24 protein-coding genes are annotated in these 20864 nt (G+C 74.3%); 10 read left to right on the top strand and 14 right to left on the bottom strand.

Annotated elements, in window-relative coordinates:
* Positions 1-41: 41 nt before the first annotated feature.
* From ACZ7JZ_RS20330 to lnt, 3 genes are all read left to right on the top strand, one after another.
* On the top strand, positions 42-221 hold the full coding sequence (locus tag ACZ7JZ_RS20330) for a hypothetical protein (protein WP_470941063.1): 180 nt from the start codon (positions 42-44) through the stop codon (positions 219-221).
* Positions 222-301: 80 nt separating this feature from the next.
* The gene (locus ACZ7JZ_RS20325) at positions 302-787 is read left to right on the top strand and encodes a nuclear transport factor 2 family protein (protein ID WP_470941061.1); all 486 of its coding nucleotides are present in this window, start codon (positions 302-304) and stop codon (positions 785-787) included.
* A gap of 88 nt (positions 788-875) precedes the next feature.
* Complete coding sequence (gene lnt / locus ACZ7JZ_RS20320) at positions 876-2711, top strand: apolipoprotein N-acyltransferase (protein ID WP_470941296.1); 1836 nt, start codon at positions 876-878, stop codon at positions 2709-2711.
* On the opposite strand, the gene ACZ7JZ_RS20315 is transcribed toward lnt, so the two are convergent.
* A complete protein-coding gene (locus ACZ7JZ_RS20315; protein WP_470941059.1) occupies positions 2683-3591 on the bottom strand; it encodes a Gfo/Idh/MocA family protein in 909 nt (302 codons plus the stop codon). The genes lnt and ACZ7JZ_RS20315 overlap by 29 nt on opposite strands.
* 150 nt (positions 3592-3741) lie before the next feature.
* On the opposite strand from ACZ7JZ_RS20315, the gene ACZ7JZ_RS20310 reads away from it, so the two are divergent.
* Both ACZ7JZ_RS20310 and ACZ7JZ_RS20305 read left to right on the top strand, forming a co-directional pair.
* A complete protein-coding gene (locus ACZ7JZ_RS20310; protein ID WP_470941057.1) occupies positions 3742-4254 on the top strand; it encodes a DinB family protein in 513 nt (170 codons plus the stop codon).
* 151 nt (positions 4255-4405) lie between these two features.
* The gene (locus ACZ7JZ_RS20305) at positions 4406-4900 is read left to right on the top strand and encodes a hypothetical protein (RefSeq protein WP_470941055.1); all 495 of its coding nucleotides are present in this window, start codon (positions 4406-4408) and stop codon (positions 4898-4900) included.
* A 10-nt stretch (positions 4901-4910) separates the two neighbouring features.
* Here ACZ7JZ_RS20305 and ACZ7JZ_RS20300 read toward each other — a convergent pair whose 3' ends face one another.
* The 8 genes from ACZ7JZ_RS20300 to ACZ7JZ_RS20265 form a co-directional block, all read right to left on the bottom strand.
* On the bottom strand, positions 4911-5426 hold the full coding sequence (locus tag ACZ7JZ_RS20300) for a hypothetical protein (protein ID WP_470941053.1): 516 nt from the start codon (positions 5424-5426) through the stop codon (positions 4911-4913).
* An 85-nt stretch (positions 5427-5511) separates the two neighbouring features.
* Positions 5512-6189: a uracil-DNA glycosylase gene (locus ACZ7JZ_RS20295; RefSeq protein ID WP_470941051.1), complete on the bottom strand. Its 678-nt coding sequence runs from the start codon at positions 6187-6189 to the stop codon at positions 5512-5514.
* Positions 6190-6299: 110 nt separating this feature from the next.
* Entirely contained in the window at positions 6300-7883 is a 1584-nt protein-coding gene (locus ACZ7JZ_RS20290) for an ABC transporter substrate-binding protein (RefSeq protein ID WP_470941049.1), read from the bottom strand.
* Between the two features lie 152 nt (positions 7884-8035).
* On the bottom strand, positions 8036-8800 hold the full coding sequence (locus tag ACZ7JZ_RS20285) for an SDR family oxidoreductase (RefSeq protein ID WP_470941047.1): 765 nt from the start codon (positions 8798-8800) through the stop codon (positions 8036-8038).
* Between the two features lie 14 nt (positions 8801-8814).
* A complete protein-coding gene (gene fabG / locus ACZ7JZ_RS20280) occupies positions 8815-9576 on the bottom strand; it encodes a 3-oxoacyl-ACP reductase FabG (protein WP_470941045.1) in 762 nt (253 codons plus the stop codon).
* 207 nt (positions 9577-9783) lie between these two features.
* Positions 9784-10167 (bottom strand): DUF3037 domain-containing protein, encoded by a 384-nt coding sequence (locus ACZ7JZ_RS20275; protein WP_470941043.1) that lies wholly within the window; start codon positions 10165-10167, stop codon positions 9784-9786.
* Complete coding sequence (locus tag ACZ7JZ_RS20270) at positions 10164-11003, bottom strand: HipA family kinase (protein WP_470941041.1); 840 nt, start codon at positions 11001-11003, stop codon at positions 10164-10166. The genes ACZ7JZ_RS20275 and ACZ7JZ_RS20270 overlap by 4 nt, the downstream gene beginning before the upstream one ends.
* Before the next feature lie 9 nt (positions 11004-11012).
* Entirely contained in the window at positions 11013-11636 is a 624-nt protein-coding gene (locus ACZ7JZ_RS20265) for a cysteine hydrolase family protein (RefSeq protein WP_470941039.1), read from the bottom strand.
* A gap of 76 nt (positions 11637-11712) precedes the next feature.
* On the opposite strand from ACZ7JZ_RS20265, the gene ACZ7JZ_RS20260 reads away from it, so the two are divergent.
* Entirely contained in the window at positions 11713-12171 is a 459-nt protein-coding gene (locus tag ACZ7JZ_RS20260) for a pyridoxamine 5'-phosphate oxidase family protein (protein WP_470941038.1), read from the top strand.
* A 2-nt stretch (positions 12172-12173) separates the two neighbouring features.
* Here ACZ7JZ_RS20260 and ACZ7JZ_RS20255 read toward each other — a convergent pair whose 3' ends face one another.
* Complete coding sequence (locus ACZ7JZ_RS20255) at positions 12174-13091, bottom strand: LysR family transcriptional regulator (RefSeq protein ID WP_470941036.1); 918 nt, start codon at positions 13089-13091, stop codon at positions 12174-12176.
* 73 nt (positions 13092-13164) lie between these two features.
* Between ACZ7JZ_RS20255 and ACZ7JZ_RS20250 the strand changes: the two genes are divergently transcribed.
* Positions 13165-14145 (top strand): DMT family transporter, encoded by a 981-nt coding sequence (locus ACZ7JZ_RS20250; RefSeq protein ID WP_470941034.1) that lies wholly within the window; start codon positions 13165-13167, stop codon positions 14143-14145.
* A gap of 67 nt (positions 14146-14212) precedes the next feature.
* On the opposite strand, the gene ACZ7JZ_RS20245 is transcribed toward ACZ7JZ_RS20250, so the two are convergent.
* A complete protein-coding gene (locus ACZ7JZ_RS20245; protein ID WP_470941032.1) occupies positions 14213-15544 on the bottom strand; it encodes an aminotransferase class I/II-fold pyridoxal phosphate-dependent enzyme in 1332 nt (443 codons plus the stop codon).
* A 39-nt stretch (positions 15545-15583) separates the two neighbouring features.
* Between ACZ7JZ_RS20245 and ACZ7JZ_RS20240 the strand changes: the two genes are divergently transcribed.
* Complete coding sequence (locus tag ACZ7JZ_RS20240) at positions 15584-16282, top strand: pyridoxamine 5'-phosphate oxidase family protein (protein ID WP_470941030.1); 699 nt, start codon at positions 15584-15586, stop codon at positions 16280-16282.
* Here ACZ7JZ_RS20240 and ACZ7JZ_RS20235 read toward each other — a convergent pair.
* Entirely contained in the window at positions 16269-17222 is a 954-nt protein-coding gene (locus tag ACZ7JZ_RS20235) for a DMT family transporter (RefSeq protein ID WP_470941028.1), read from the bottom strand. The two genes, ACZ7JZ_RS20240 and ACZ7JZ_RS20235, sit on opposite strands and share 14 nt — an antisense overlap.
* 292 nt (positions 17223-17514) lie before the next feature.
* Positions 17515-18540: an EamA family transporter gene (locus ACZ7JZ_RS20230; RefSeq protein WP_470941026.1), complete on the bottom strand. Its 1026-nt coding sequence runs from the start codon at positions 18538-18540 to the stop codon at positions 17515-17517.
* A gap of 171 nt (positions 18541-18711) precedes the next feature.
* Between ACZ7JZ_RS20230 and ACZ7JZ_RS20225 the strand changes: the two genes are divergently transcribed.
* Positions 18712-19140, top strand: coding sequence for a type II toxin-antitoxin system Rv0910 family toxin (locus ACZ7JZ_RS20225; protein ID WP_470941024.1), 429 nt, complete (start codon positions 18712-18714; stop codon positions 19138-19140).
* A 74-nt stretch (positions 19141-19214) separates the two neighbouring features.
* On the opposite strand, the gene ACZ7JZ_RS20220 is transcribed toward ACZ7JZ_RS20225, so the two are convergent.
* Positions 19215-19862: a PadR family transcriptional regulator gene (locus tag ACZ7JZ_RS20220; protein ID WP_470941022.1), complete on the bottom strand. Its 648-nt coding sequence runs from the start codon at positions 19860-19862 to the stop codon at positions 19215-19217.
* Positions 19863-20039: 177 nt separating this feature from the next.
* Here ACZ7JZ_RS20220 and ACZ7JZ_RS20215 point away from each other — a divergent pair, with 177 nt between their 5' ends.
* Positions 20040-20864: a PhzF family phenazine biosynthesis protein gene (locus tag ACZ7JZ_RS20215; RefSeq protein ID WP_470941020.1), complete on the top strand. Its 825-nt coding sequence runs from the start codon at positions 20040-20042 to the stop codon at positions 20862-20864.

The following is a 20864-nucleotide window of genomic DNA, read 5'->3' as shown; positions in this document are numbered from 1 at the left end:
GTCCCCGGAGGAGCACGACGTCCACGACGAGGGGGTGCCCGGTGGGGCGACGAGTGGTGCTGGAGCGGTTTCCGGCCGGGAGCCCGCGCGGCAGCTGGCCCGCGGAGGAGTACGCGGCGGAGCGGCTGCGCGAGGGGGTGGCGGCCGAGGTGGTGATGGACCTGGACTCGGACGCGTTCCTGGTGGTCGTACGGCAGCGGGAGCCGGGTTCCGGCCACTGACCCCGCCCTGCCGGGCCTCCTGCCGGATCGGCTGCCGCACGACCCTTGGCCTGGCGGCCCGGCTGGCCCACACTGACCCGATGACGCAGCGTGTGGACCTCGCGACGGTGATGGACCGGCTGGCCGTGGACGCGGTGGTCACCGCGTACGCCGTGGCGGTCGACGACGGGGACTGGGACGCGTACCGGCAGCTGTTCACCCGCGACGGGCGGGCCGACTACGCCTCGGCGGGCGGGATCGAGGGCCCGGCGGCGGAGGTCGCGGACTGGCTCGCGGAGACCATGCGGATGTTCCCCGTCCGCCAGCACCTGATCGTGAACCGGCGGATCGACCTGGAGGACCAGGCGGGCTCGCCGGGCGACCGGGCCGGGGTCCGCGCCGACTTCGTCAACCCGATGCGGCTCACCGATCCCGCGGACCCGGAGACGGGCCCGAACTTCGTGGCGGGCGGCCGCTACACCTTCGACCTGGCCCGCACGTACGACGGCTGGCGGCTGCGCCGGGTGACCGTCCACGAGAAGTGGCGCCGCTTCGACGCCCGGGAGGCCCCGGCCCCGCGCGGCTGAACCGCCCTCCCCGGCCCACACTGGAGGCGCAAGGCGTGTCAGGAGCAGCCGAACGGCGTGCACGGCGTGCCGGGGAACCGGAGGCGTGATGCGATACCCGGCGGGCCCGCGGGGACAGGACGGGGCGCAGGAGCGGGAGCAGGACGGGGCCCGGGACGGCACCCGCGCGGCCGCTTCCGGCGGCGGCGCGGGCCGGGCCCGGCCGCCGGGGCCCGGCGGCCCGGACCACCCGAACGGCCCCGGCGGCGCCGCCCCGGAGCAGGAGGCGCACCGGGCGCAGGATCCGGCCCGCAGCTCCGGTGCCGAGCCCCGTACCGCCCCCACGGCCGCCCGCGCCCCGCGGCCGCCCCGCTGGCGGGCCCCCGCGGCCGTGGCGGCCGGGGCGCTGCCCGTGCTCGCCTTCCCGGCGCCTTCGCTGTGGTGGCTCGCGTACGGGGCCCTGGTGCCCTGGATGCTGCTCCTGCGGAGCGCCCCGTCCTCCCGGCGCGCGGCGTTCGAGGGCTGGCTGGGCGGCCTCGGACTGATCCTGGCCCTGCACCACTGGCTGCTGCCGAGCCTGCACGTGTTCCTGCTGCCCCTGGCCGCGCTGATGGGCGCGCTCTGGATCCCCTGGGCCCTGCTGGTCCGGCGGCTGCTGGGCGGGGCGCCCCCGGCCTCCCGCGCGGCCGCCGCGCTGCTCGTGCTGCCCGCGGCCTGGCTGGTGCCCGAGCTGGTCCGGTCCTGGGAGGGGCTGGGCGGGCCCTGGGGGCTGCTGGGGGCCAGCCAGTGGCAGGTGCCCGCGGCGCTGCGGCTGGCCGCGGCGGGCGGGGTGTGGCTGGTGACGCTGGCCGTGGTGGCCGTCAACACGGCCCTGGTGACGGCCGTCGCGGTGCCCGGGGCCCGGCGGACCGCCGCGGCGGGGCTCGCGGCGCTGGCCGTCTGCACCGCCGGAGTCTGGGCCTGGGTCCCGCGGCCGGTGCCCGCGGGGGTGCTGCGGGTGGCGGTGGTCCAGCCGGGGGTGATCGGCGGGGCGGACAGCGTGGAGCGGCGGTTCGCGGCCGGGGAGCTGCTGACCCGGGAGCTGGCGGCCGCCCGGCCCGACCTGGTGGTGTGGGGCGAGAGCAGCGTGGGGGCCGATCCGGGGCAGCGGCCGGACCTCACCCGCAGGCTGGCGTCGCTGTCGGCCGCGGTCGGCGCCCCGCTGCTGGTCAACGTGGACGCCCGCAACGGCACGGGGGCCGCAGGCGGCGCGCGGCCCACCGGCATCTACAAGAGCGCCCTCCTGATCGGCCCCGGCGGCCCGACCGGGGACCGGTACGACAAGATGCGGCTGGTCCCCTTCGGCGAGTACGTGCCCGCCCGCGGCCTCCTCGGCTGGGCGACCTCCGTGGGCAAGGCCGCGGGCGAGGACCGGCGGCGCGGGACCGCCCCCGTGCTGATGCCGCTGCCCGGCCACGGCGGGCTCCGCTTCGGCCCGCTGGTCTGCTTCGAGTCGGCGTTCCCCGACATGAGCCGGCACCTGGTCCGGCAGGGCGCCGGCCTGCTCGTGGTCCAGTCGGCGACCTCCACCTTCCAGGGCAGCTGGGCGCCGGAGCAGCACGCCTCCCTGGCGGCCCTGCGCGCCGCCGAGACCGGCCGGCCGGTGGTGCACGCGACGCTGACGGGCGTCAGCGCCGTGTACGGGCCCGGGGGCGCGCGGATCGGCTCCCCCCTGGGCACCTCCCGTTCCGCGGCCGCCGTGTACGAGGTGCCGCTGGCCGGGGGCACGACCCCGTTCGTCCGCTTCGGCGCCTGGCCGGTGTACGGGTCGCTGCTGGTGCTGGCGGCCTACGGCGCGGCGGAGGCCGTACGCTCCAGGCGCGCACGCGGCCCGCGCCGCCCGGGTGCGGCGGAGCAGCCCGGCCCCGCGGCGCAGACTAGGCCGGGGCCTGTTCCAGGGCCGTGAGGACCACCCGCTCGCACAGCTCGTGGGTGAGCAGCGCGTCGCGCGCGCTCAGGGTCTTGCCCACCGTCACGGCCTCCAGGAAGGAGTCCACGACCTGCTCGATCCCGCGCTGGCGGGCGACCGGCACCCAGTCCCCGCGGCGCCGCACCGTCGGCTGCCCCTTGTGGTCGACGACCTCGGCCAGGTTGAGGACCTGGCGCTTGGTGTCCTGCCCGGACACCTCCAGGGTCTCCTCGGTGGAGCCGGAGAGCCGGTTCATGATCCCGAGGGCGGTGAAGCCGTCCCCGGACATCTGGAGGACCACCTGGTGCATGAGCCCGTCGCGGATCCGGGCGCGCACGTCGATGTGGTCGGCCTCGCCGGGCAGCAGGAAGCGCAGGGTGTCCACGACGTGGATGAAGTCGTCCAGGACGAGGGTGCGCGGGTCCTCGGGCAGTCCGACCCGGTTCTTCTGCATGAGGATCAGCTCGCGCGGGTGCTCGGCGCACTGCGCGTACGCGGGGGCGTGGCGGCGGTTGAAGCCCACCGCGAGGGAGGTCCCGCGGGCCTCGGCGAGTTCGACCAGGTCCCGCGAGTCGGCGTACGCGTAGGCCAGCGGCTTGTCGACGTACGTGGGCACGCCCGCCTCCAGCAGCCGGCGGACGATCTCGGGGTGCACGGTGGTGGGGGCGTGCACGAAGGCGGCGTCGGGGCGGGCGGCGAGCAGGGACTCGAGGTCGGCGTGACGGCGCCCGGCGGGCACGTGGTACCGGGCCGCGACGTGCTCCATGGTGGCCGGGGTGCGGGTCTGCAGGTGCAGCTCCACCCCCGGCCTGGCGGCCAGCACCGGCAGGTAGGCCTTCTGTGCGATGTCGCCGAGTCCGATGCAGCCGATCTTCACCGGTGCCCTCCCTCTGTGCTGGTGCCTGCCTGTGCCGCGGCGCGGCCCGTGCCGGGCCCGCCGACGCGGGGCGCCGGGCTCCGCGGGGCCCGTCCCGCCCCGCAGCTTAATCCCTGGTGCCGGGGCCGCCGGTTCGGTGAGGATGGCCGCATGACGATCATCGAACGCCCCGAGCCCTCGACCACCGCCGGCGAACGGGAGAGCCTGGAGGGCTGGTTGGACTACCACCGCGCGACCCTGGCCCTGAAGTGCGCCGGCCTCGGCGACGAGCAGCTGCGGCGGGCCGCCCTGCCCCCTTCGGAGCTGACCCTGATGGGCCTGGTCCGGCATATGGCGGAGGTGGAGCGCTGGTGGTTCGCCGAGGTGACCGAGGGGCTCGACCTGCCCGACCTGTACTCCACCAGCGAGGACCGCGACGGGGACTTCCACGTCACGGACGAGCACACGTTCGCCGAGGCGGAGGCCGCCTGGCAGGCGGAGATATCGCGGGCGCGGGAGATCGCGGCCCGCCGCGGGCTGGACGAGCTGTCCGCCCGCACCTCGCGCGCCGGCGAGCACTTCAACCTCCGCTGGGTGTACACCCACATGATCGAGGAGTACGCCCGCCACAACGGGCACGCGGACCTGCTGCGCGAGCAGATCGACGGCGTCACCGGCGAGTGAGCGCTCACCCGTGCGGGGTGAATATCGCGTCCTGGTTTCCGCAACCGGGGCGGTGACCGCCAGAGTTGCGCGGGTGCATCGAACCCGAACCACGACAACGCTTCTGCTCGGAGTGGCCTGCGCGGTCTCTGCCGTCTCCGGCTGTGTGAATGTGAACCCCGTCGCGGTACAGCCCGCGGCCTCGGCCGAGCCCCCGCAGCACGACCCCCGCGGGGGCGCCACGCCCGCCCCGGTGGTGGTGCAGGCTCCGGCCCTGGAGGCCCTGGAGGCCGTACCGGACGCCCGGCCGGATGCGCGGGGCGGGGCCGCGGGCGCCCGCACCGCCTCGCGCCGTGAGGAGGCGCCGGTCATCCCCGCCGCCGGGCTGCCGGACGATCCGCAGCCGCCCGCGCCGCGCCCGGAGCCGGTCTCCGCCGGGGCCCGGGAGCCGGCCGGCGGGTCCGCCGCGGACGAGGAGCGGGGCCGGGGCCGCGGGGGCGGCAAGGGCACCGGGGAGGCGCGCGGGAAGGACCGGCCCCCGCGGCTGAAGGACCTGCCGAAGGTGCCCGTGGAGCCCGCCGACGTGTGTGCGCTGGGGCGCAAGTTCGGCAAGTGGCACAAGGACAGCCCCGAGTCCCGGATCTGCTCGGGGGTGTACGGGGAGTAGCCCGCCGGTCTCAGGCGAAGCGGCCCGGGTGGGGCCCCTGCCCCGCCGGGCCCTCCTCGGCGGCCATCCGCTGCTCCAGGCGGGCGATGGCGGCCCGGACGCCGTTGCCGTACCCGTCGTCCGCGAGGACGCGGGTGGCGGCGCGGGCCCGGGCCAGGTGGACCCGGGCCGCCTCCGGGCGCTGGAGTTTGACGTAGTCCGCGGCGAGGTTCAGGTGCAGGGACGGGTAGAGCCCCCGCACCGGGCCGGCGGGCCCGCAGCGGGCCGGGGGCCAGTCCGCGAGCCCGTCGGCGGCGTTCAGGGCCCGCAGGTCCCAGGCCAGCTCGTCGGCGGGGTCGTCCTGGGCGTCGGCCATGTAGTGCGCCAGGGTGCAGCGGTGGACGGGGTCGGCATCCGCTCCGATCTCCGTCCAGATGTCGCGCAGGCGGTTGCGGGCCTCCTCGCGGTCCCCGGCGTGGAGCAGCATGACCGCCTGGCCGATCCTGGTCATGACGGCGTCCCCGCACGCCTCCTGCTGCTCCGTCAACGCCGCCTCCGGTACCGAGCACCCGATGTGATCGTCCAGACGCTAACCGGCGGGGCGGCCATTCCCGCCGAGGCGCGTGGCGGCGTCAGCCGAGGTCCGGGATCCGCCAGTCGATCGGCTCATGCCCCTGGGCGGCCACGGCCTCGTTGATCTGCGTGAACGGCTGCGATCCGAAGAACTTCTTCGCGGACAGCGGGGAGGGGTGGGCGCCCTTGACCACGACGTGCCGCTCCTCGTCGATCAGGGGCAGCTTCTTCTGCGCGTACGCGCCCCAGAGCACGAAGACGGCCGGGTCGGGCCGGGCGGCGACGGCCTTGATCACGGCGTCGGTGAACTTCTCCCAGCCCCGGCCCTTGTGCGAGTTGGGCTCGGCCTCGCGGACCGTGAGCACCGCGTTGAGCAGCAGGACGCCCTGGCGGGCCCACGGCATCAGGTAGCCGTTGTCCGGGACGGGGAGGCCGAGCTCGGCCTGCATCTCCTTGTAGATGTTGCGCAGGGAGGGCGGCGTCTTGACCCCGGGCTGGACGGAGAAGCACAGCCCGTGCCCCTGGCCCGCCCCGTGGTAGGGGTCCTGGCCGAGGACCAGGACCTTCACGCTCTCGTACGGGGTGGCCTCCAGGGCCGCGAACACCTGCTCGCGGGGCGGGTAGACCGGCCCGGCGGCCCGCTCCTTCTCGACGAACTCGGAGAGTTCCCTGAAGTAGGGCTTGTCCAGTTCCTCGCCGAGGACGGGGAGCCAGGACTCGGGCAGGATCTCGGTCACGTCAACAACCTCCGGTAGCACGTTCGCTGCGTTCACCACGCACTGCAGAACCTACCGGCGGCCACTGACAGCCGAGCCCCCGCCGTCCCTCCCGGCCCCCGCCCCGCGGGCTACCAGCTGGTCTTGCGGTACAGCTCCCACATCTGCATGACGGTCTGCGGGTCGAGGGCGCGCTCGGCGCCGCCGATGTCCTCGCCCGCGGCCACGTACAGCTTGCCCTGCCACAGGGGCAGCAGCCGGACGTCCTCGGCGAGGATCTCCTGGGCCCGGCCGAAGTGGGTGTCGACGGCCCCGCGGTCGCTCTCGCGCCGCGAGCGGGGCAGGATGTCGTCGGTGATCTCCTTGGACTCGTACGGGGTACCGACGGCGTTCTGCTTGCCGACGAACGGCGCGATGAAGTTGTCCGGGTCCGGGAAGTCGGGGAACCAGCCGCGGCCGAAGGCCGGGTACTCGCCGTTCATGTAGCCGGCCTGGAAGAGCTTCCAGGGCACTCCGCGCAGGTTGACCTTGAAGAGGCCGGTGGCCTCCAGCTGCCGCTTGATCTCGCTGAACTCGGCGGCCGTCGAGGAGCCGTAGCGGTCGGTGGTGTACGCGAAGTCCAGCGCGACCTTCTCGGTGATCCCGGCCTCGCGCAGGATGCCCTTGGCCTTCTTCGCGTCCGGGTGCCCGAAGCGGTCGTAGAAGGGCGTCTTGTGGCCTGCCACGCCCTTGGGGACCATCGAGTACAGCGGCTCGGCGGTGCCCGGGTAGACCTTGGAGACCAGCGTGCCGCGGTCGATGACCTGGGCCACGGCCTCGCGGACCGGGCGCTTGGCGACGGTGGCGTCGGCCGGGTTGAAGACGATGTAGCGGATCTCCGCCCCGACGTTGTCGACGAGCTGCACCCCGGCGCGGCGGGACTCGCTGCTCTTGAGGTCCTTGATCTGCTCGGCGGTCAGACCGCGGTAGGTGGCGTCGATCTCCTTGTCCTTGAGGGCCTTGACCATCGGGACGGAGCTCTTGTAATAGCGGATGGTCACGGACTCGTTCCGGATGTCCGCGAATCCCTTGTAGTCGGGGTTCCGCTTGAGTTCTGCCTGCTGCCCGGCCGCGTAGGACTCGAGCAGGTACGGGCCGGAACCGGTGACCTTCTTGTCGGTTCGGAGCTTGTCGATCGGGTAGTCCTTGGGGGCGACCAGCGAGGCGGCCGGGGAACCGAGGACGAAGGGGAAGGTGGCGTCCGGCGTCTTGAGGTGGAAGACCACGGTGAGATCGCCGTTGGTCTCGACCTTGTCGAGGCTTCCGAACAGGTCCTTCGGGCCGAACTTGTCGGAGATCGCGAAGATCCGGTCGAAGGAGTGCTTGACGGCCTTGGCGTCCAGCGCCTCGCCGTTCGAGAACCGCAGTCCCTTGCGCAGGGTGCAGCGGTACGACTCGTTCCCGGAGTCCGTGAACTCGCAGCTCTCGGCCGCGTCCGGGGCGGGCTTGGCGGCCCCGGTCGGGTAGCTCAGCAGGGTCTGGTAGACGTTCCGGTACAGCTCCCAGGAGCCGTCCCAGGCCGCAGCGGGATCGAGGGTGGTGGGCTGGCTCGTCGTACCGACGACGAGCTTCTGGTCTCCCTCTTGGCCATCGTCCGAAAGCAGGCCGCACCCGGCGAGCAGGGATATGGACGCAAGGGCCGCAGCGGTCTGCAGACATCTGGTCCGGTTGAACACGTGCACGCTCCTCGATCAGCCATGGGATCGGCGAACGATACCGCAGTGCCCCACGAATCCAAGGGGCGGGACCCGTGGGGCACTTGACCGGTTCCGCACCCTTTAGGGATGCAATCGCCACCGGTCACCGAGGCCATTCGTCCGAATACCGGTCACCCAACTCCGGCATTCAGAAAAATTCCCCCGTCAACAATCAGAGTCTGTCCTGTGATCCATTCCGCTTGTCCGGAGGTGAGGAATGCGGCAGCACCTCCGATATCGGCCGGAACGCCCAGGCGGCCCAGCGGATAGGCCGCCGCGGCCTCCGCTTCGCGGCCCTCGTACAGGCTCTGCGCGAACCGCGTCTTGACCACGGCCGGGGCGATGGCGTTGACCCGGACCCCCGGGGACATCTCGTGGGCGAGCTGGAGGGTCAGGTTCACCATGGCCGCCTTGCTCATCCCGTACGCCCCGATGAAGGGCGAGGCGGAGACCCCGGCGATGGAGGCGATGTTCACGATCGCGCCGCCGTTGTCCTTCTGCCAGGCGTGCCAGGTCCGCTGGGCGAAACCCAGGGCGGAGATCACGTTGGTCTCGAAGACCTTGCGCGCCACCCCGAGGTCGAGGTCGGCGAGGGGGCCGAAGACGGGGTTGGTCCCGGCGTTGTTCACCAGGAAGTCGACCCGCCCGAAGGCCTCCATGACGCGGTCCACGGCCACGGCCTGGTGGGCCTCGTCGTGGGCCTTGCCGGCCACGGCGATCACCCGGTCCGCGCCCAGCCGCTCCGCGGCCTCCTTGAGCGCGTCCTCGTTGCGCCCGGTGATGCACACGCGGTCTCCGCGGGCGACCAGCGCCTCGGCGATCCCGTACCCGATCCCCCGGCTCGCGCCGGTGACCAGGGCGACCTTTCCGCTGTCCGCCACGGTGTTCTCGGTCATGAGGGTGCCTTCCGTCAGTTGAGGGGGCCGCCGGCCACGTACAGGACCTGTCCGGAGACGAAGCCCGCCGCCTCGCCCGTGAAGAAGGCGACGGCGTTGGCCACGTCCTCGGGGCGGCCCACGCGCTGGACCGGGATCTGGGTGGCCGCGGCCGCCTGGAAGTCCTCGAAGCCCATGCCGACGCGGGCCGCGGTCTGGGCGGTCATCTCGGTGGCGATGAAGCCGGGGGCCACGGCGTTCGCGGTGACGCCGAACTTGCCCAGCTCGAAGGCGAGGGTCTTGGTGAACCCCTGCAGACCGGCCTTGGCCGCCGCGTAGTTGGCCTGGCCGCGGTTGCCGAGCGCCGAGCTGCTCGACAGGTTGACGATCCGGCCGAAGCCGGCCTCCACCATGTACTTCTGGCAGGCCCGCGACATCAGGAACGCGCCGCGCAGGTGCACGTTCATGACGGTGTCCCAGTCGGCGTCGCTCATCTTGAAGAGCAGGTTGTCCCGCAGCACGCCGGCGTTGTTGACCAGGACGGTGGGGGCGCCGAGCTCGGCGGCGATCCGCTCCACGGCGGCCCCCACCTGCGCGCTGTCGGAGACGTCGCAGCCGACCGCGAGGGCCCGCCCGCCCGCCGCCGTGACGGCCTCCACGGTGTCCTTGCAGGCCGCCTCGTCGAGGTCGAGCACGGCGACGGCCCGGCCCTCGGCTGCCAGTCGTACGGCGGTGGCGGCGCCGATGCCCCGGGCCGCCCCGGTGACCACGGCGACGCGCTGCTCGGTGGTGGACATGCTGGTTCTCCTCGCCCTTGAAGACTGAACTCCACGTACGCCGGGCCCCGGGCGGACCCGCCCACCGGCACGATGGGTGAGCAACCGCTTAGTAGCCTCGGCGCTGGAGACGCTAGAAGCCCCGGCACCCGGTGTCAACGGCACCGGGCGGCCAGGGCTTCGCGGCGGGCGGGACCGCGGCCGGACCGGCGTACGCGTCCGGCCGGATCAGTGCACGAGCAGGCCGAGCAACCGCTCCACCTCGGCCTCGGGGTCGGCGGTCAGGCCGGTGTGCACCGGTCCGGGCTGGACGACCGTACTGCGCGGGGCGATCAGCCAGCGGAAGCGGCGCCCGGCGTCGTCCCCCGCGGCCGCGCCGGCGGCCTCGCCGCCCGCGCAGACCCCCTGGACGGCGCGCAGCGCCGCCCGGACCCCGGCCACGTCGGCCCCGGGGTCGAGGGCGTGGAGGCGGGCCTCGTCGAGGTGGATGCGGGCGGCCACGAAGGACCGGGCCCGGCAGTAGACGATCACTCCGGCGTTCATGCACTCGCCGCGTTCGACCCGGGGCACGACACGCACCAGTGCGTACTCGAAGACGTCCCGCTTGCTCACTGGCTGTCGCTCTTCTTCTTGTGGGGCCATTCGGTCAGGTGGTCGGACAGCCACCCGGGCGGCCCGGAGGGGGCCTTGGCCCTGACCTCCGTGGTGATCCGCTCGTGGATGACGGCCGCGCGCGGAAGAAGGGTATCGACGTAGGCCCGGCGGACCGCATCGGCGGAGTCGAATCCGGGCTCGTCCACGAGCCACTCGTCGGGGACCTCGGCCGTGACGGCCGTCAGCAGCTCCCGCGTGACCTGCGGGGCCAGCTCGGCGGCGGCCGCGGCGGTGTCGGGGGCGAAGGAGGCCAGCACGTGGTCGGAGGCGTTGTAGGGCTTGGCGGCGGCCGCCCGGGCCCCGGGCCAGTTGTGGTGCCAGATCATCGTGGCGCCGTGGTCGATCAGCCACAGCTCGCCGTGCCAGACCAGCAGGTTCGGATTGCGCCAGGACCGGTCGACGTTGTTGATCAGGGCATCGAACCAGACGATCCGCCCGGCCTCGACGGGGTCGACCTGGTAGGCCAGCGGATCGAAGCCGATGGAACCGGGGAGGTAGTCCATCCCCAGGTTGAGGCCGCCGCTGGCCTTCAGCAGCTCCTGGACCTCCTGGTCCGGCTCCCCGAGCCCGATGACGGGGTCGAGCTGCATCAGCGCCAGCTCGGGCACCCGCAGGCCCAGGTGCCGGGCCAGCTGCCCGCAGATGATCTCGGCGACGAGGGTCTTGCGCCCCTGGCCGGCTCCGGTGAACTTCATGACGTAGGTCCCGAGGTCGTCGGCCTCGACGATCCCGGGGAGCGAGCCGCCCTCGCGCAGGGGCGTGACGTAGCGGGTCGCGGTGACTTCGGACAGCATCCGACCAGGCTACGACCCGGACGCGCGGGGCTGCCAGTGACTTCCGACCTCTTCGGCCGTGGTGATGTCCGCGACCAGTGCCAGCGAGTTGCGGAGCACCTGCGCGGTGTAGTCCGCGGGCACCCCGGCGATCGCGTCGGCGGGGACGACCACGGAGTACCCGCGGTTGACCGCGTCGAAGACGGTGTTCGGAACGGCGATGTTCGAGGAGACCCCGGTGACGACCAGGGTGCGGCAGCCGAGGTTGCGCAGCAGGGGGTCGAGGTCGGTGCCGGCCATCGGGGAGAGCCCGTGGAGCCTGCTGACCACGATGTCCTCCCCGGCCACCTCGATCGGGGCGGCGACCCGTACGGCCGCGGTCCCGGAGAGCTGCTGTACGGGCAGCCGGCCGGCCGCGCGGAAGAGGCGGGCGTTGCGGTTGGCGCCCCGGCCGTCGGGGCGCCGCTCCGCGACCGCGTGGACCACCTGCACCCCGGCGAGGTGCGCCGCCCGCACCAGCCCGGCCACCCGGCGCAGCATCCCGGAGGCCTCGGCCTCCTCGGCCAGCTGGGGCAGGGCGCTGTCGGGGCCGACGACGCCGTTCTGGCATTCGATGGTGAGCAGCACGGTGGTGGCGGGATCGAGCTCGGGCATGGCTCCCCCTGGCGTGTGGGCGGAAGAGCCCCCATGATTCCTGACACACAGTCAGATGTGAAGGGGAGCAGGGGACATGGATGACACGCAGCGGCGCAGCCGCCGGATCATGATGACGCCCGGCGAGGTGGACGGCTTCCTGCGCGAGCAGCGCACCTGCCGGGTGGCCACGGTCTCCCCGGACGGCCGCCCGCACGTCGGCGCCCTGTGGTTCGTCTGGGACGGGACCTCGCTGTGGCTCTACTCGATCACGCGCAGCCGCCGCTGGGCCGATCTGCGCAAGGACCCCCGGATCTCGGTGCTGGTGGACGCCGGGGAGTCGTACGACGAGCTGCGCGGGGTGGAGCTGTCCGGTACCGCGGAGTTCGTGGGCGAGGCCCCCCGCACGGGCGAGCCCTGCCCCGAACTCGCCGAGCCGGAGAGGCTGTTCCCGGTGAAGAACTTCGGCATCGAGGAGATGCCCCACGACGGGCGGCACGCGTGGATCCGGCTGACCCCGGACTCGGTGGTGTCCTGGGACTTCCGCAAGCGCTGAGCTCAGGCCGCGCCCGCGCCGCCCAGGTCCCGCCCCGCCGCCCGCAGCGCGTCCAGCGCGGCGCGGACCGAGGGCCTGCGGTCGGCGTCGGCGCGCCACACCGCGTGGATGTGCCGCAGCACCGGGTCGCGCACCGGCAGCAGCCGTACGCCCGGGGGCACCGGACCGCGCCCCAGCCGGGGCGCCACGCACACGCCCAGCCCCGCCGCGACGAAGGCCAGCTGGGTGTGGTGCTCCTCGGCGATGTGCTCGATCCGCGGCTCGACGCCCTCGCCGCGCAGGGTGAACACGAGCCACTCGTGGCAGAACTGGCCCTCGTTCCAGGAGATCCAGTCGTCGTGCGCGAACTCGGCGAGGGAGACCTCGGCCCGCCCGGCGAGCGGGTGCCCCTCGGGTACGGCCACGTCGGCGGCGTCGTCGAGCAGGTGCGCCCGTACGAGCTCGCCCGGGACCGGCATCCGCTTGTTGTACCAGTCGATCGCCATGGCGACGTCGGCGTCCCCGCGGACCACGGCCGCCATGCCCTCCTCCGGCTCGGTCTCCCAGGTGCGCACGCGCAGCTCCGGGTGGTCCCGGCGCAGGGCGCACAGGGCGGCGGGCAGGAGTCCGCGCAGGGCGGTGGGGAAGGCGGCGATCCGCAGCTCCCCGACCGCCCGGCCGCGCTGGGCCTCCACATCGGCCTGGGCCCGCTCCACCTGGGAGATGATCTGCGCGGCATGCCCGGCGAGCAGCCGGCCCGCGTCGGTGAGGCGGACCCCTCGGCCGCTGCGGGCCAGCAGCGGCTGGCCGACCTCGCGCTCCAGCTTGGCCATCTGCTGCGAGACGGCGGAGGTGGTCACGTGCAGGCCCTCGGCCGCGCCGCTGACCGAGCCGTGGCGGGCGAGGGCGTCGAGGGTGCGCAGCCGCTCCAGGTTCAACATGTAAGCAACACTACGCTTTCTGGTCCATCAATTCTCGCTTGTGCTAAGAGGTGCAGGCCAGCAGGGTGGTGCCATGCCTCCCCGCCCCGCTCCCGCCGCCCCGCCCGCACCCGCCGCCCCGCCCCAGAGCCCACAGAGCCCCCAGAGCCCTCCGGCCGCCGCCCGCCGCCGCGTCCTCGACTGGCGCCTGCGGTTCGCGGTCCTCTCGGTGATCTGGGGCTTCAGCTTCCTGTTCATGAAGGTGGGCACGGAGGCCTACGCGCCCCTCCAGGTCTCCCTGGGCCGGGTGTTCTTCGGCACGGCGGTGCTGGGCGCCGCCCTGCTGGTGCGGCGCGAGCGGCTGCCCCGCGGGCTGCGCACCTGGGGCCACCTCGCCGTCTCGGCGCTGCTGCTCAACTCCCTGCCGTTCACGCTCTTCGCGTACTCGGAGCTGACCATCCCCTCCAGCCTGGCCGGGATCTGCAACGCCACCTCCCCGCTGTGGGGCATGGCCCTGTCCCTCGTCGCCCTCAGCGAGGACCGGCCCACCCGCCGCCGGGTCGCCGGGCTCGGCCTCGGCTTCCTCGGGGTGCTGACCGTCCTGGGCGCCTGGCAGGGCTTCGCCGGGGTGGACCCCACGGGTACGGCCATGGCCCTGCTGGCCTCGTTCTGCTACCCGGTGGGCTGGATCTACGTACGGCGCACCCTGGCGGGGGCGGACGGCTCGCCGATCGCGCTGACCGGCGGGCAGCTGGCCCTGGCCACGGTCCAGCTCGGCCTGGTCACCCCCCTGTTCACCAGCGCACCGGCCGGCTTCCCGCTGTGGCCCACCCTGTCCGTGCTGGCCCTCGGGGCCCTCGGCACCGGGCTGGCCCTGCAGATGCAGTACGGGCTCGTCGCCGAGATCGGGCCCACGACGGCGCAGATGGTCACGTACTTCACGCCCGTGATCGCGACGGCCGCCGGCTTCCTCGTACTCGGCGAGGCCCTGCACTGGAACACCCTCGTGGGCGCGGCGGTGGTCCTGGCGGGCGCGGCCCTGACGCAGAGCCGCCCGAAGGCCCGTACGAGCTGACGGCCCGTACGGCCTGAAGTCCCTGACGGGCTGAAGGCGCGCAGGACCTGACGGCCCGTACGCCCGCTCAGTACATCCGCGCCCCCGGCCCCGGCCGGGCCGCCGCGGCCAGGGTGTCGGCGAGCGGCTCGATCTCATCCGCGGTCAGGGTGGAGACCGTCAGCCGCACCCCCGGCCCGCTCGCGACGCGGAAGCGGGCCCCCGGCGCCACCGCCCACCCGGCCTGCACCAGCCGGGTCACCGCGGCGGTCTCGTCGGCCACCGGCACCCACACGTTGATCCCGCTGCGCCCCCAGGCCGCGATCCCCCGCCGGGCCAGGGCCCCGGTCAGCGCGTCGCGCCGGTCCCCGTACGAACGGGCCGCGGCGGCGTGGTCCACCGCCCCCTCGGACCACAGGTGCACCACGGCGTACTGGAGCAGCCGGCTCACCCAGCCCGGCCCCAGCCGGTAGCGGCCGCGGACCCGGTCCAGGGTGGTCGCGTCGCCGGTGAGCACGGCGAGGCGCAGGTCGGGGCCGTACCCCTTGGCCGTGGAGCGGACCAGCGCCCAGCGGGTCGTGGCCCCGGCGAGGGCGTGCAGGGGCTGGTCCACGATGGCGTGGGCGTGGTCGTCCTCGACGACCAGCAGCGAGGGGTGCTCCGCGAGCAGTGCGCGCAGGGCGGCGGCCCGCGCCCCGGTGACGGCGGCGCCGGTGGGGTTCTGGGCCCGGTCGGTGACGACGAGGGCCCGCGCGCCCGCGTTCAGGGCCGCCGCCACCGCCTCCGGCCGCGGCCCCTCCTCGTCCACCGCGACCGGCAGCATCCGCAGGCCCATGGCGGGGACCAGGTCGAGCAGGCTGTTCCAGCCCGGGTCCTCGACGGCGACGGCGTCGCCCGGCTTGAGGTGGGCCGCGAGGACGCGCTCGATCGCGTCGAGCGAGCCGCTGGTGACCGCCACGGGGCCGGGCGGGACCCCGTCGGCGTCGAAGCCCGCACGGGCGAGGGCGGCGAGCTCCGGGAGGACGACGTCGTGCCCGTAGAGCCCGGGGGCCTCCTCGTGCCGCCGGGCCGCCGCCGCGAGCGCGCCGGTGAGCGGGGGCAGCAGGGCCACGTCCGGGTTCCCGGCCGCCAGGTCCCGTACGCCGGGCAGCACCTCCACCCGCACCAGATCGCGCGGCGCGGTGGCCGGCCGGGCCCTGACCCGGCTGCCGCGGCGGCCGTCCGTCTCGATGACCCCGCGCTCGCGCAGGCTGCGGTAGGCCGCGGCGACCGTGTTGGGGTTCACCCCCAGGGCTGCGGCCAGCTCGCGCATCGGCGGCAGCGCCGCTCCGGGCGCGAGCGCGCCCGAGCCCACGCCGCGCTCCACGCCCTCGGCAATCTCCGATGCGCGCCGTCCCGTGAACCTGTACTCTCCTAGCACAAACGCGAGTATGCACTAGTGCAATCGAAGGGGCAAGTCATGACCACCACCGCATCCACCCCCGCCGGACCCCCGTCCGCCCCCGCGGCCGGCTCCTACGAACCCACCGGCCGCACGGTGCCCACCCGCAACCGGGGCCGCGCCTCGTACGACAGGGAGACGGTGCACGCGATACTCGACGGGGCCTACGTCTGCCACCTCGGCTTCGTCCGCGACGGCGCCCCGGTGGTCCTCCCCACGATCTACGGGCGGGTGGGCGAGACGCTCTACGTGCACGGGTCGACGGGCTCGCGGCCGCTGCACGCGGCTGGCGGGGACCGGGGCCTCCCGGTCTGCCTCACCGTCACGCACGTGGACGCGCTGGTGCTGGCGCGCAGCGCCTTCCACCACTCCATGAACTACCGCTCGGTGGTCGTGCACGGCACCGCCGTCCAGGTCACCGACCCGCAGGAGAAGGCCGCCGCCCTCGACGCGATCGTCGACCACATGGTCGCGGGCCGCTCCGCCGACTCCCGGCCCGCGAACGCCAAGGAGCTCGCGGCGACCGCCGTGGTCAGGGTCGACCTCCGCGAGGTCTCCGCGAAGATCCGCGCGGCGGGGGTCAACGACGACGAGGAGGACATGGGCCTCCCCCACTGGGCGGGCGTGGTCCCGGTGCGCCGGGCGTACGGGACCCCGGAGCCGGCCGAGGGCCTGGCGCCGGACACCGGGGTCCCGGACTACCTCAGGGCGCTGTGAGGGCGGCGGACGGGAGCGCGGGCCGGCGCGCCTCGGCCAGCGTGAGCGCGGCCACCGCCGCGAGCAGCAGCAGGGTCCCGCCGACCGTCGCCCCCGTCAGCTCCTCCCCCAGCACCAGCACCGCGATCACGGCGGCGCTGACCGGCTCGATCAGCATGATCACGGACACCGTCGCGGCGCGCACCGCGGCCGCACCCGTGAAGTAGAGCGCGTACGCCAGCGCGGTCGGCACGGCCGCGACGTAGACGAGCAGGCCCACCACCCGGGCCGGCTCGGCCGTGTGCGGCAGCAGCCCCTCCAGCAGCGCGAGCGGCAGCAGGGAGAGAGTGCCCACGGCCAGCGACCAGGCGGTGGTGACCAGCGGGTCCCCCGCGGCCCCGCGCCGCCCGAGGGCCCGGGTCCGCAGGGTCATCCCCGCGTACCCGGCCGCGGAGAGCAGTGCGTACGCCACCCCCAGCGGCCGTACGGAACCCCCGCCGCCGCCCAGCACCAGGACGCACAGCCCGGCCAGCGCCCCGCCCACGGCGAGGATCCCGCCGAGCCCGAGCCGCTCGCCCATGCCGAACCGCGCCCCGAGGGCGATGAGCACGGGGCCGGCGCCGAGGCAGACCACGGTGCCGACGGCCAGCCCGGTCTCCAGCACCGCGGCGAAGTAGGCGGCCTGGAAGAGGGTGAAGAGCAGCCCGGTCACGACCATCTGCCGGGCGCCGGGCGCCACCGCCGCGCGCGCACCGCGGCCGGCTGCGGGCCGCGCCCTGCGGGCCCGCAGGGCCAGGGCTCCCAGCAGCAGGGCCAGCCCGCCGGCGCACCGCCAGAAGGTCAGCGCGAGGGGGCCGAGGTCGGTGACGAGGTAGAGCAGGGAGGCCGCGGCTCCGGCGGTCCCCCAGGCGGCCCCGGCCACGACGAGCGCGAGCAGGCTGCGCCCGAGCGGGGACAGCACGGGAAGGGCCGCCCCGGACGGCCCGGAGGAGTGCGGGGACGCGGGGGAATCAGGGGAAACGGGGCCAACGGAACGGGCTGGTGCAGCCGGGGAAGCTGAGGCAGCGGACGGGGCATGGGGGTGCTTGGACACGTACTTCTCCGCGGTGGGAAGGCAGGGACAGGAGGTCTCTGGGTTCCGTGCGCGGGCAGCCCGGTCACCGCCCGGGGCTTCCCGGGCGGTTCCGTGTGGCGGCAGGCCTGCCGCCCGCGCTAGGCGGCGGGCGGCGGAAGTACGGTGAGGTGCACGGGATTCATCCTATGGGCAGCTGATCGCGGGACCCCGCCGGGGGCCGCCCGTCCCCGGGCTCGCCGGCCGTGGCCGCGGCCGCAGCCGCACCCGGGCCGCCCGCGGCCACCGGCCCCTCCGGCGCGGCGGCGGGCCGCGCGGTCTGCGCGATGAACGCACCGCAGAGCACCAGGGCGCCGCCGAGCATCTGCGGGGTGGACAGGGCCTCGCCGAGCAGGATCCAGCCGAAGACCACCGCCGTGATCGCCTCCAGGAAGGCCACGACCCCCGCCACCTGCGGGGACAGCCTGCGCACCGAGACCACGCCGGTGACGTACGCGAAGACGGTCGCGACCAGTACCACCCAGCCGAGCAGGGCCAGGGCGGGCACGTCGGCGCCGTTCATGACGGCGTCCCCGCCCAGCACGTCCCAGTCCATGTTCCACGGGCGCGCGATGACGGTCAGGACCAGCATCCCGAAGAGCATCCCGTACGCGATCACACCGAGCGGATCGGGCGCGTCCGCGCCGGAGGAGCCCTGGTCGGCCAGGACGAAGTAGCAGGCCTGGCAGCAGGCCGCGGCGAGGCCGAGGAGGACGCCGAGCGGGTCCAGGCTCAGCCCGGACCAGATCTGCACCACGCAGGCCAGTCCGGCCACGGCCAGGGCGGCCCCGCCGGCGGCGGCCCGGCTCACGGGCTTGCGCTGGACGAAGCGGATGTAGCCGAGCAGCAGCGCGGGGCCGAGGTACTCCAGCAGCAGGGCGACGCCCACCGGGATCCGGGATATGGAGGCGAAGTAGAACGCCTGCACGCCCGCGACGGCGAAGAAGCCGAAGCCCGCGAGCAGCGCCGGGCGCCGCTTCACCAGGTCCCGGTGCCTCCAGGCCAGCGGGGACAGCACCAGGGCCGCCCCGGCGACCCTGAGCCAGACCACGTGCAGCGGGTCCAGACCCGCTTCGATCAGCGGCTTCGCCGCGACACCCGAACCACCGAAGGCGAGGGCCGAGACCACGGCGAGTCCCAGGCCTTTGTTTCTCCCTGACGCTTGCATCGGGCCATCATGACAGCCGCCCGTCAGGAGCGTCACCCCCGTCACACCTGTTGAGACGGCCGCCCGGGAGCCGGTCCCGGAATCCTGCATTTCTGACAGGCCGTCAGTATTGAATGTTCCGCCGGTGCGCACTACCTTCCGCGGCACGAACCGTCGAGAAGGGGTGGTCCCATGGCCGAAGTCACCGCGGAATCGCGTATCGCGGCACCGTCCGCGAAGGTCTGGTCGCAGCTGACCGACTGGGACGCGTACGGCCGGTGGAGCCAGACCCACACCGCCTTCCCCAAGGGCGGCCCGGCGGAGCTGGCCGTCGGCGCCACCTTCGACGAGAACATGAAGATGATGGGCTTCCCCGCCGAGGTGACCTGGACGGTCGAGGAGCTGGAGGACGGCCGCGTGCTCGCCATCCGCGGCAAGGGCCCCATGGGCGTGATCGTCGGCACCCGCTACACGCTGCTCCCCGAGGGGGAGGCCACGACCGTGCGCATCGACGGCGAGTTCACGGGGGCCGCGGTCTCCCTCATGGCCGGCAAGCTGAAGGACTCGGCGACCGCCGCCCTCAACGAGTCCCTGCGCAAGCTCGCCGAACTGGTCGTCTGACCCGCCCGGCGGAGGACGGCGCCCGGGCCGCGGGGAAGAGGCCCCGGGCGCCGCCACCCCCGTACCGGCCGCCGTCAGTGCTCATCGGCCAGGATCAGGTACAGCTTCCTGCGGCTCTCGTTGACCACGGCCAGGGCCTTGGCCCGCTGCTCGGGCGTACCGGTCTTCCAGACCTGCCCGAAGGCCTCCATCAGCCCGAACCCGGCCTGCCGGATCTCGTCCAGCTGCTCCCGGTCGACCCCGCGGCCGGCCTCCTCCCAGGGCGCGTCAGGACCCGACCCGGCCTCCTCCCGCCCGGCCCCGGTGAGCGTGAACAGCTTCTTGCCGCCCTCGCTCTCGCTGCTGATCAGCCCCTCGTCCTCCATCATCTGGAGGGTCGGGTAGACCGATCCGGGGCTGGGCTTCCAGACACCGCCGCTGCGCTCGGCGATCTCCTGGATCATCTCGTACCCGTGCATCGGCCGGTCGGCCAGCAGCGCCAGGATCGAGGCGCGCACCTCTCCGCGCCGCGCCCGCCGGTGCGGTCCGCCGCGCCCGCCGCGGCCACCCCAGGGCGGCCCGCCGAACCCGGGTCCGAACGGCCCGAACGCGGCCCGCCGCCCCTCGAACTCACCCGACCGCGGCCCACCGCCGCCGGGCCCACAGGGCCCGTGCCCGTGCCCCCGCCCGAACGGACCCCGGCCACTCCCACTCCCAAAACCCTCAGAACCTTGCGAACGCATGACAGCGCCCCTTCCTTCGATTGGTCACGACCCTTCTCATATCAGTCGCGATGACTCAACGATATATCGGAACACAGTCGACGACAACCCCAGCCTTCCTCGCCCGCCCGGGGGGCAGGCCAGTACACCCGGATTGGCCTTGGCACGCCCGCCCCCGGCCGCCCTAGGTTCGAGGACATGCGCATCCGAATCGTCGACGCCTTCACCGACCGCCCCTTCGGCGGCAACCCCGCAGCCGTCCTGGTCCTCGACGGCGGGGGCTTCCCCGCCGACGGCTGGCTCCAGCAGGTGGCCGCCGAGATGAACCTCTCCGAGACGGCCTTCGCCCACCGCCTGCCCGCCGACGGCCCCGCCGACTGGGCGCTGCGCTGGTTCACCCCGGTGGCCGAGGTGGACATGTGCGGCCACGCCACCCTCGCCACCGCGCACGTGCTGGCCGCGTCCGGCCTGGCGCAGGGGCCGATCCGGTTCTCGGCCCGCTGCGGGATCCTCACCGCCGAGGCGGCCGCGGACGGCACGGTCACGCTCGACTTCCCGACCTCCGAGCTCATCCCGACCGAGGCCCCGGAGGCGGTACGGGCGGCCCTGGGCGGACCCGGGATCCGCTCCGTGCACGACACCTCGGCGCACATCGGCGACCTGCTCGTGGAACTGGCCGACGAGGCGGCCGTACGGGACCTGCGCCCCGACCACGCGGGGCTGCGCGGCTACGCGAAGCGGGGTGTGATCGTCACCGCCCCCGCCGAAGACCCCGCCCGGGGGTACGACTTCGTCTCGCGCGGCTTCTTCCCGGCGTACGGCATCGACGAGGACCCGGTCACCGGCAGCGCCCACACCGCCCTGGCCCCGTTCTGGTCGGCCCGCCTGGGCCGCACCCGCCTCACCGGCCTCCAGGGCGGCTCCCGCACCGGCCTGGTCGAGGTCACCCTGAACGGCCCCCGCACCCTCCTCACCGGCAAAGCCGTAACCACCCTGGAAGGCACCCTCCTCCCCACCCCTTGA

This window comes from Streptomyces sp. NPDC038213 (genome assembly GCF_055600495.1).
The sequence above is the reverse complement of the archived record's forward strand: the minus strand, read 5'-3'. Positions and strand labels throughout refer to the sequence as shown.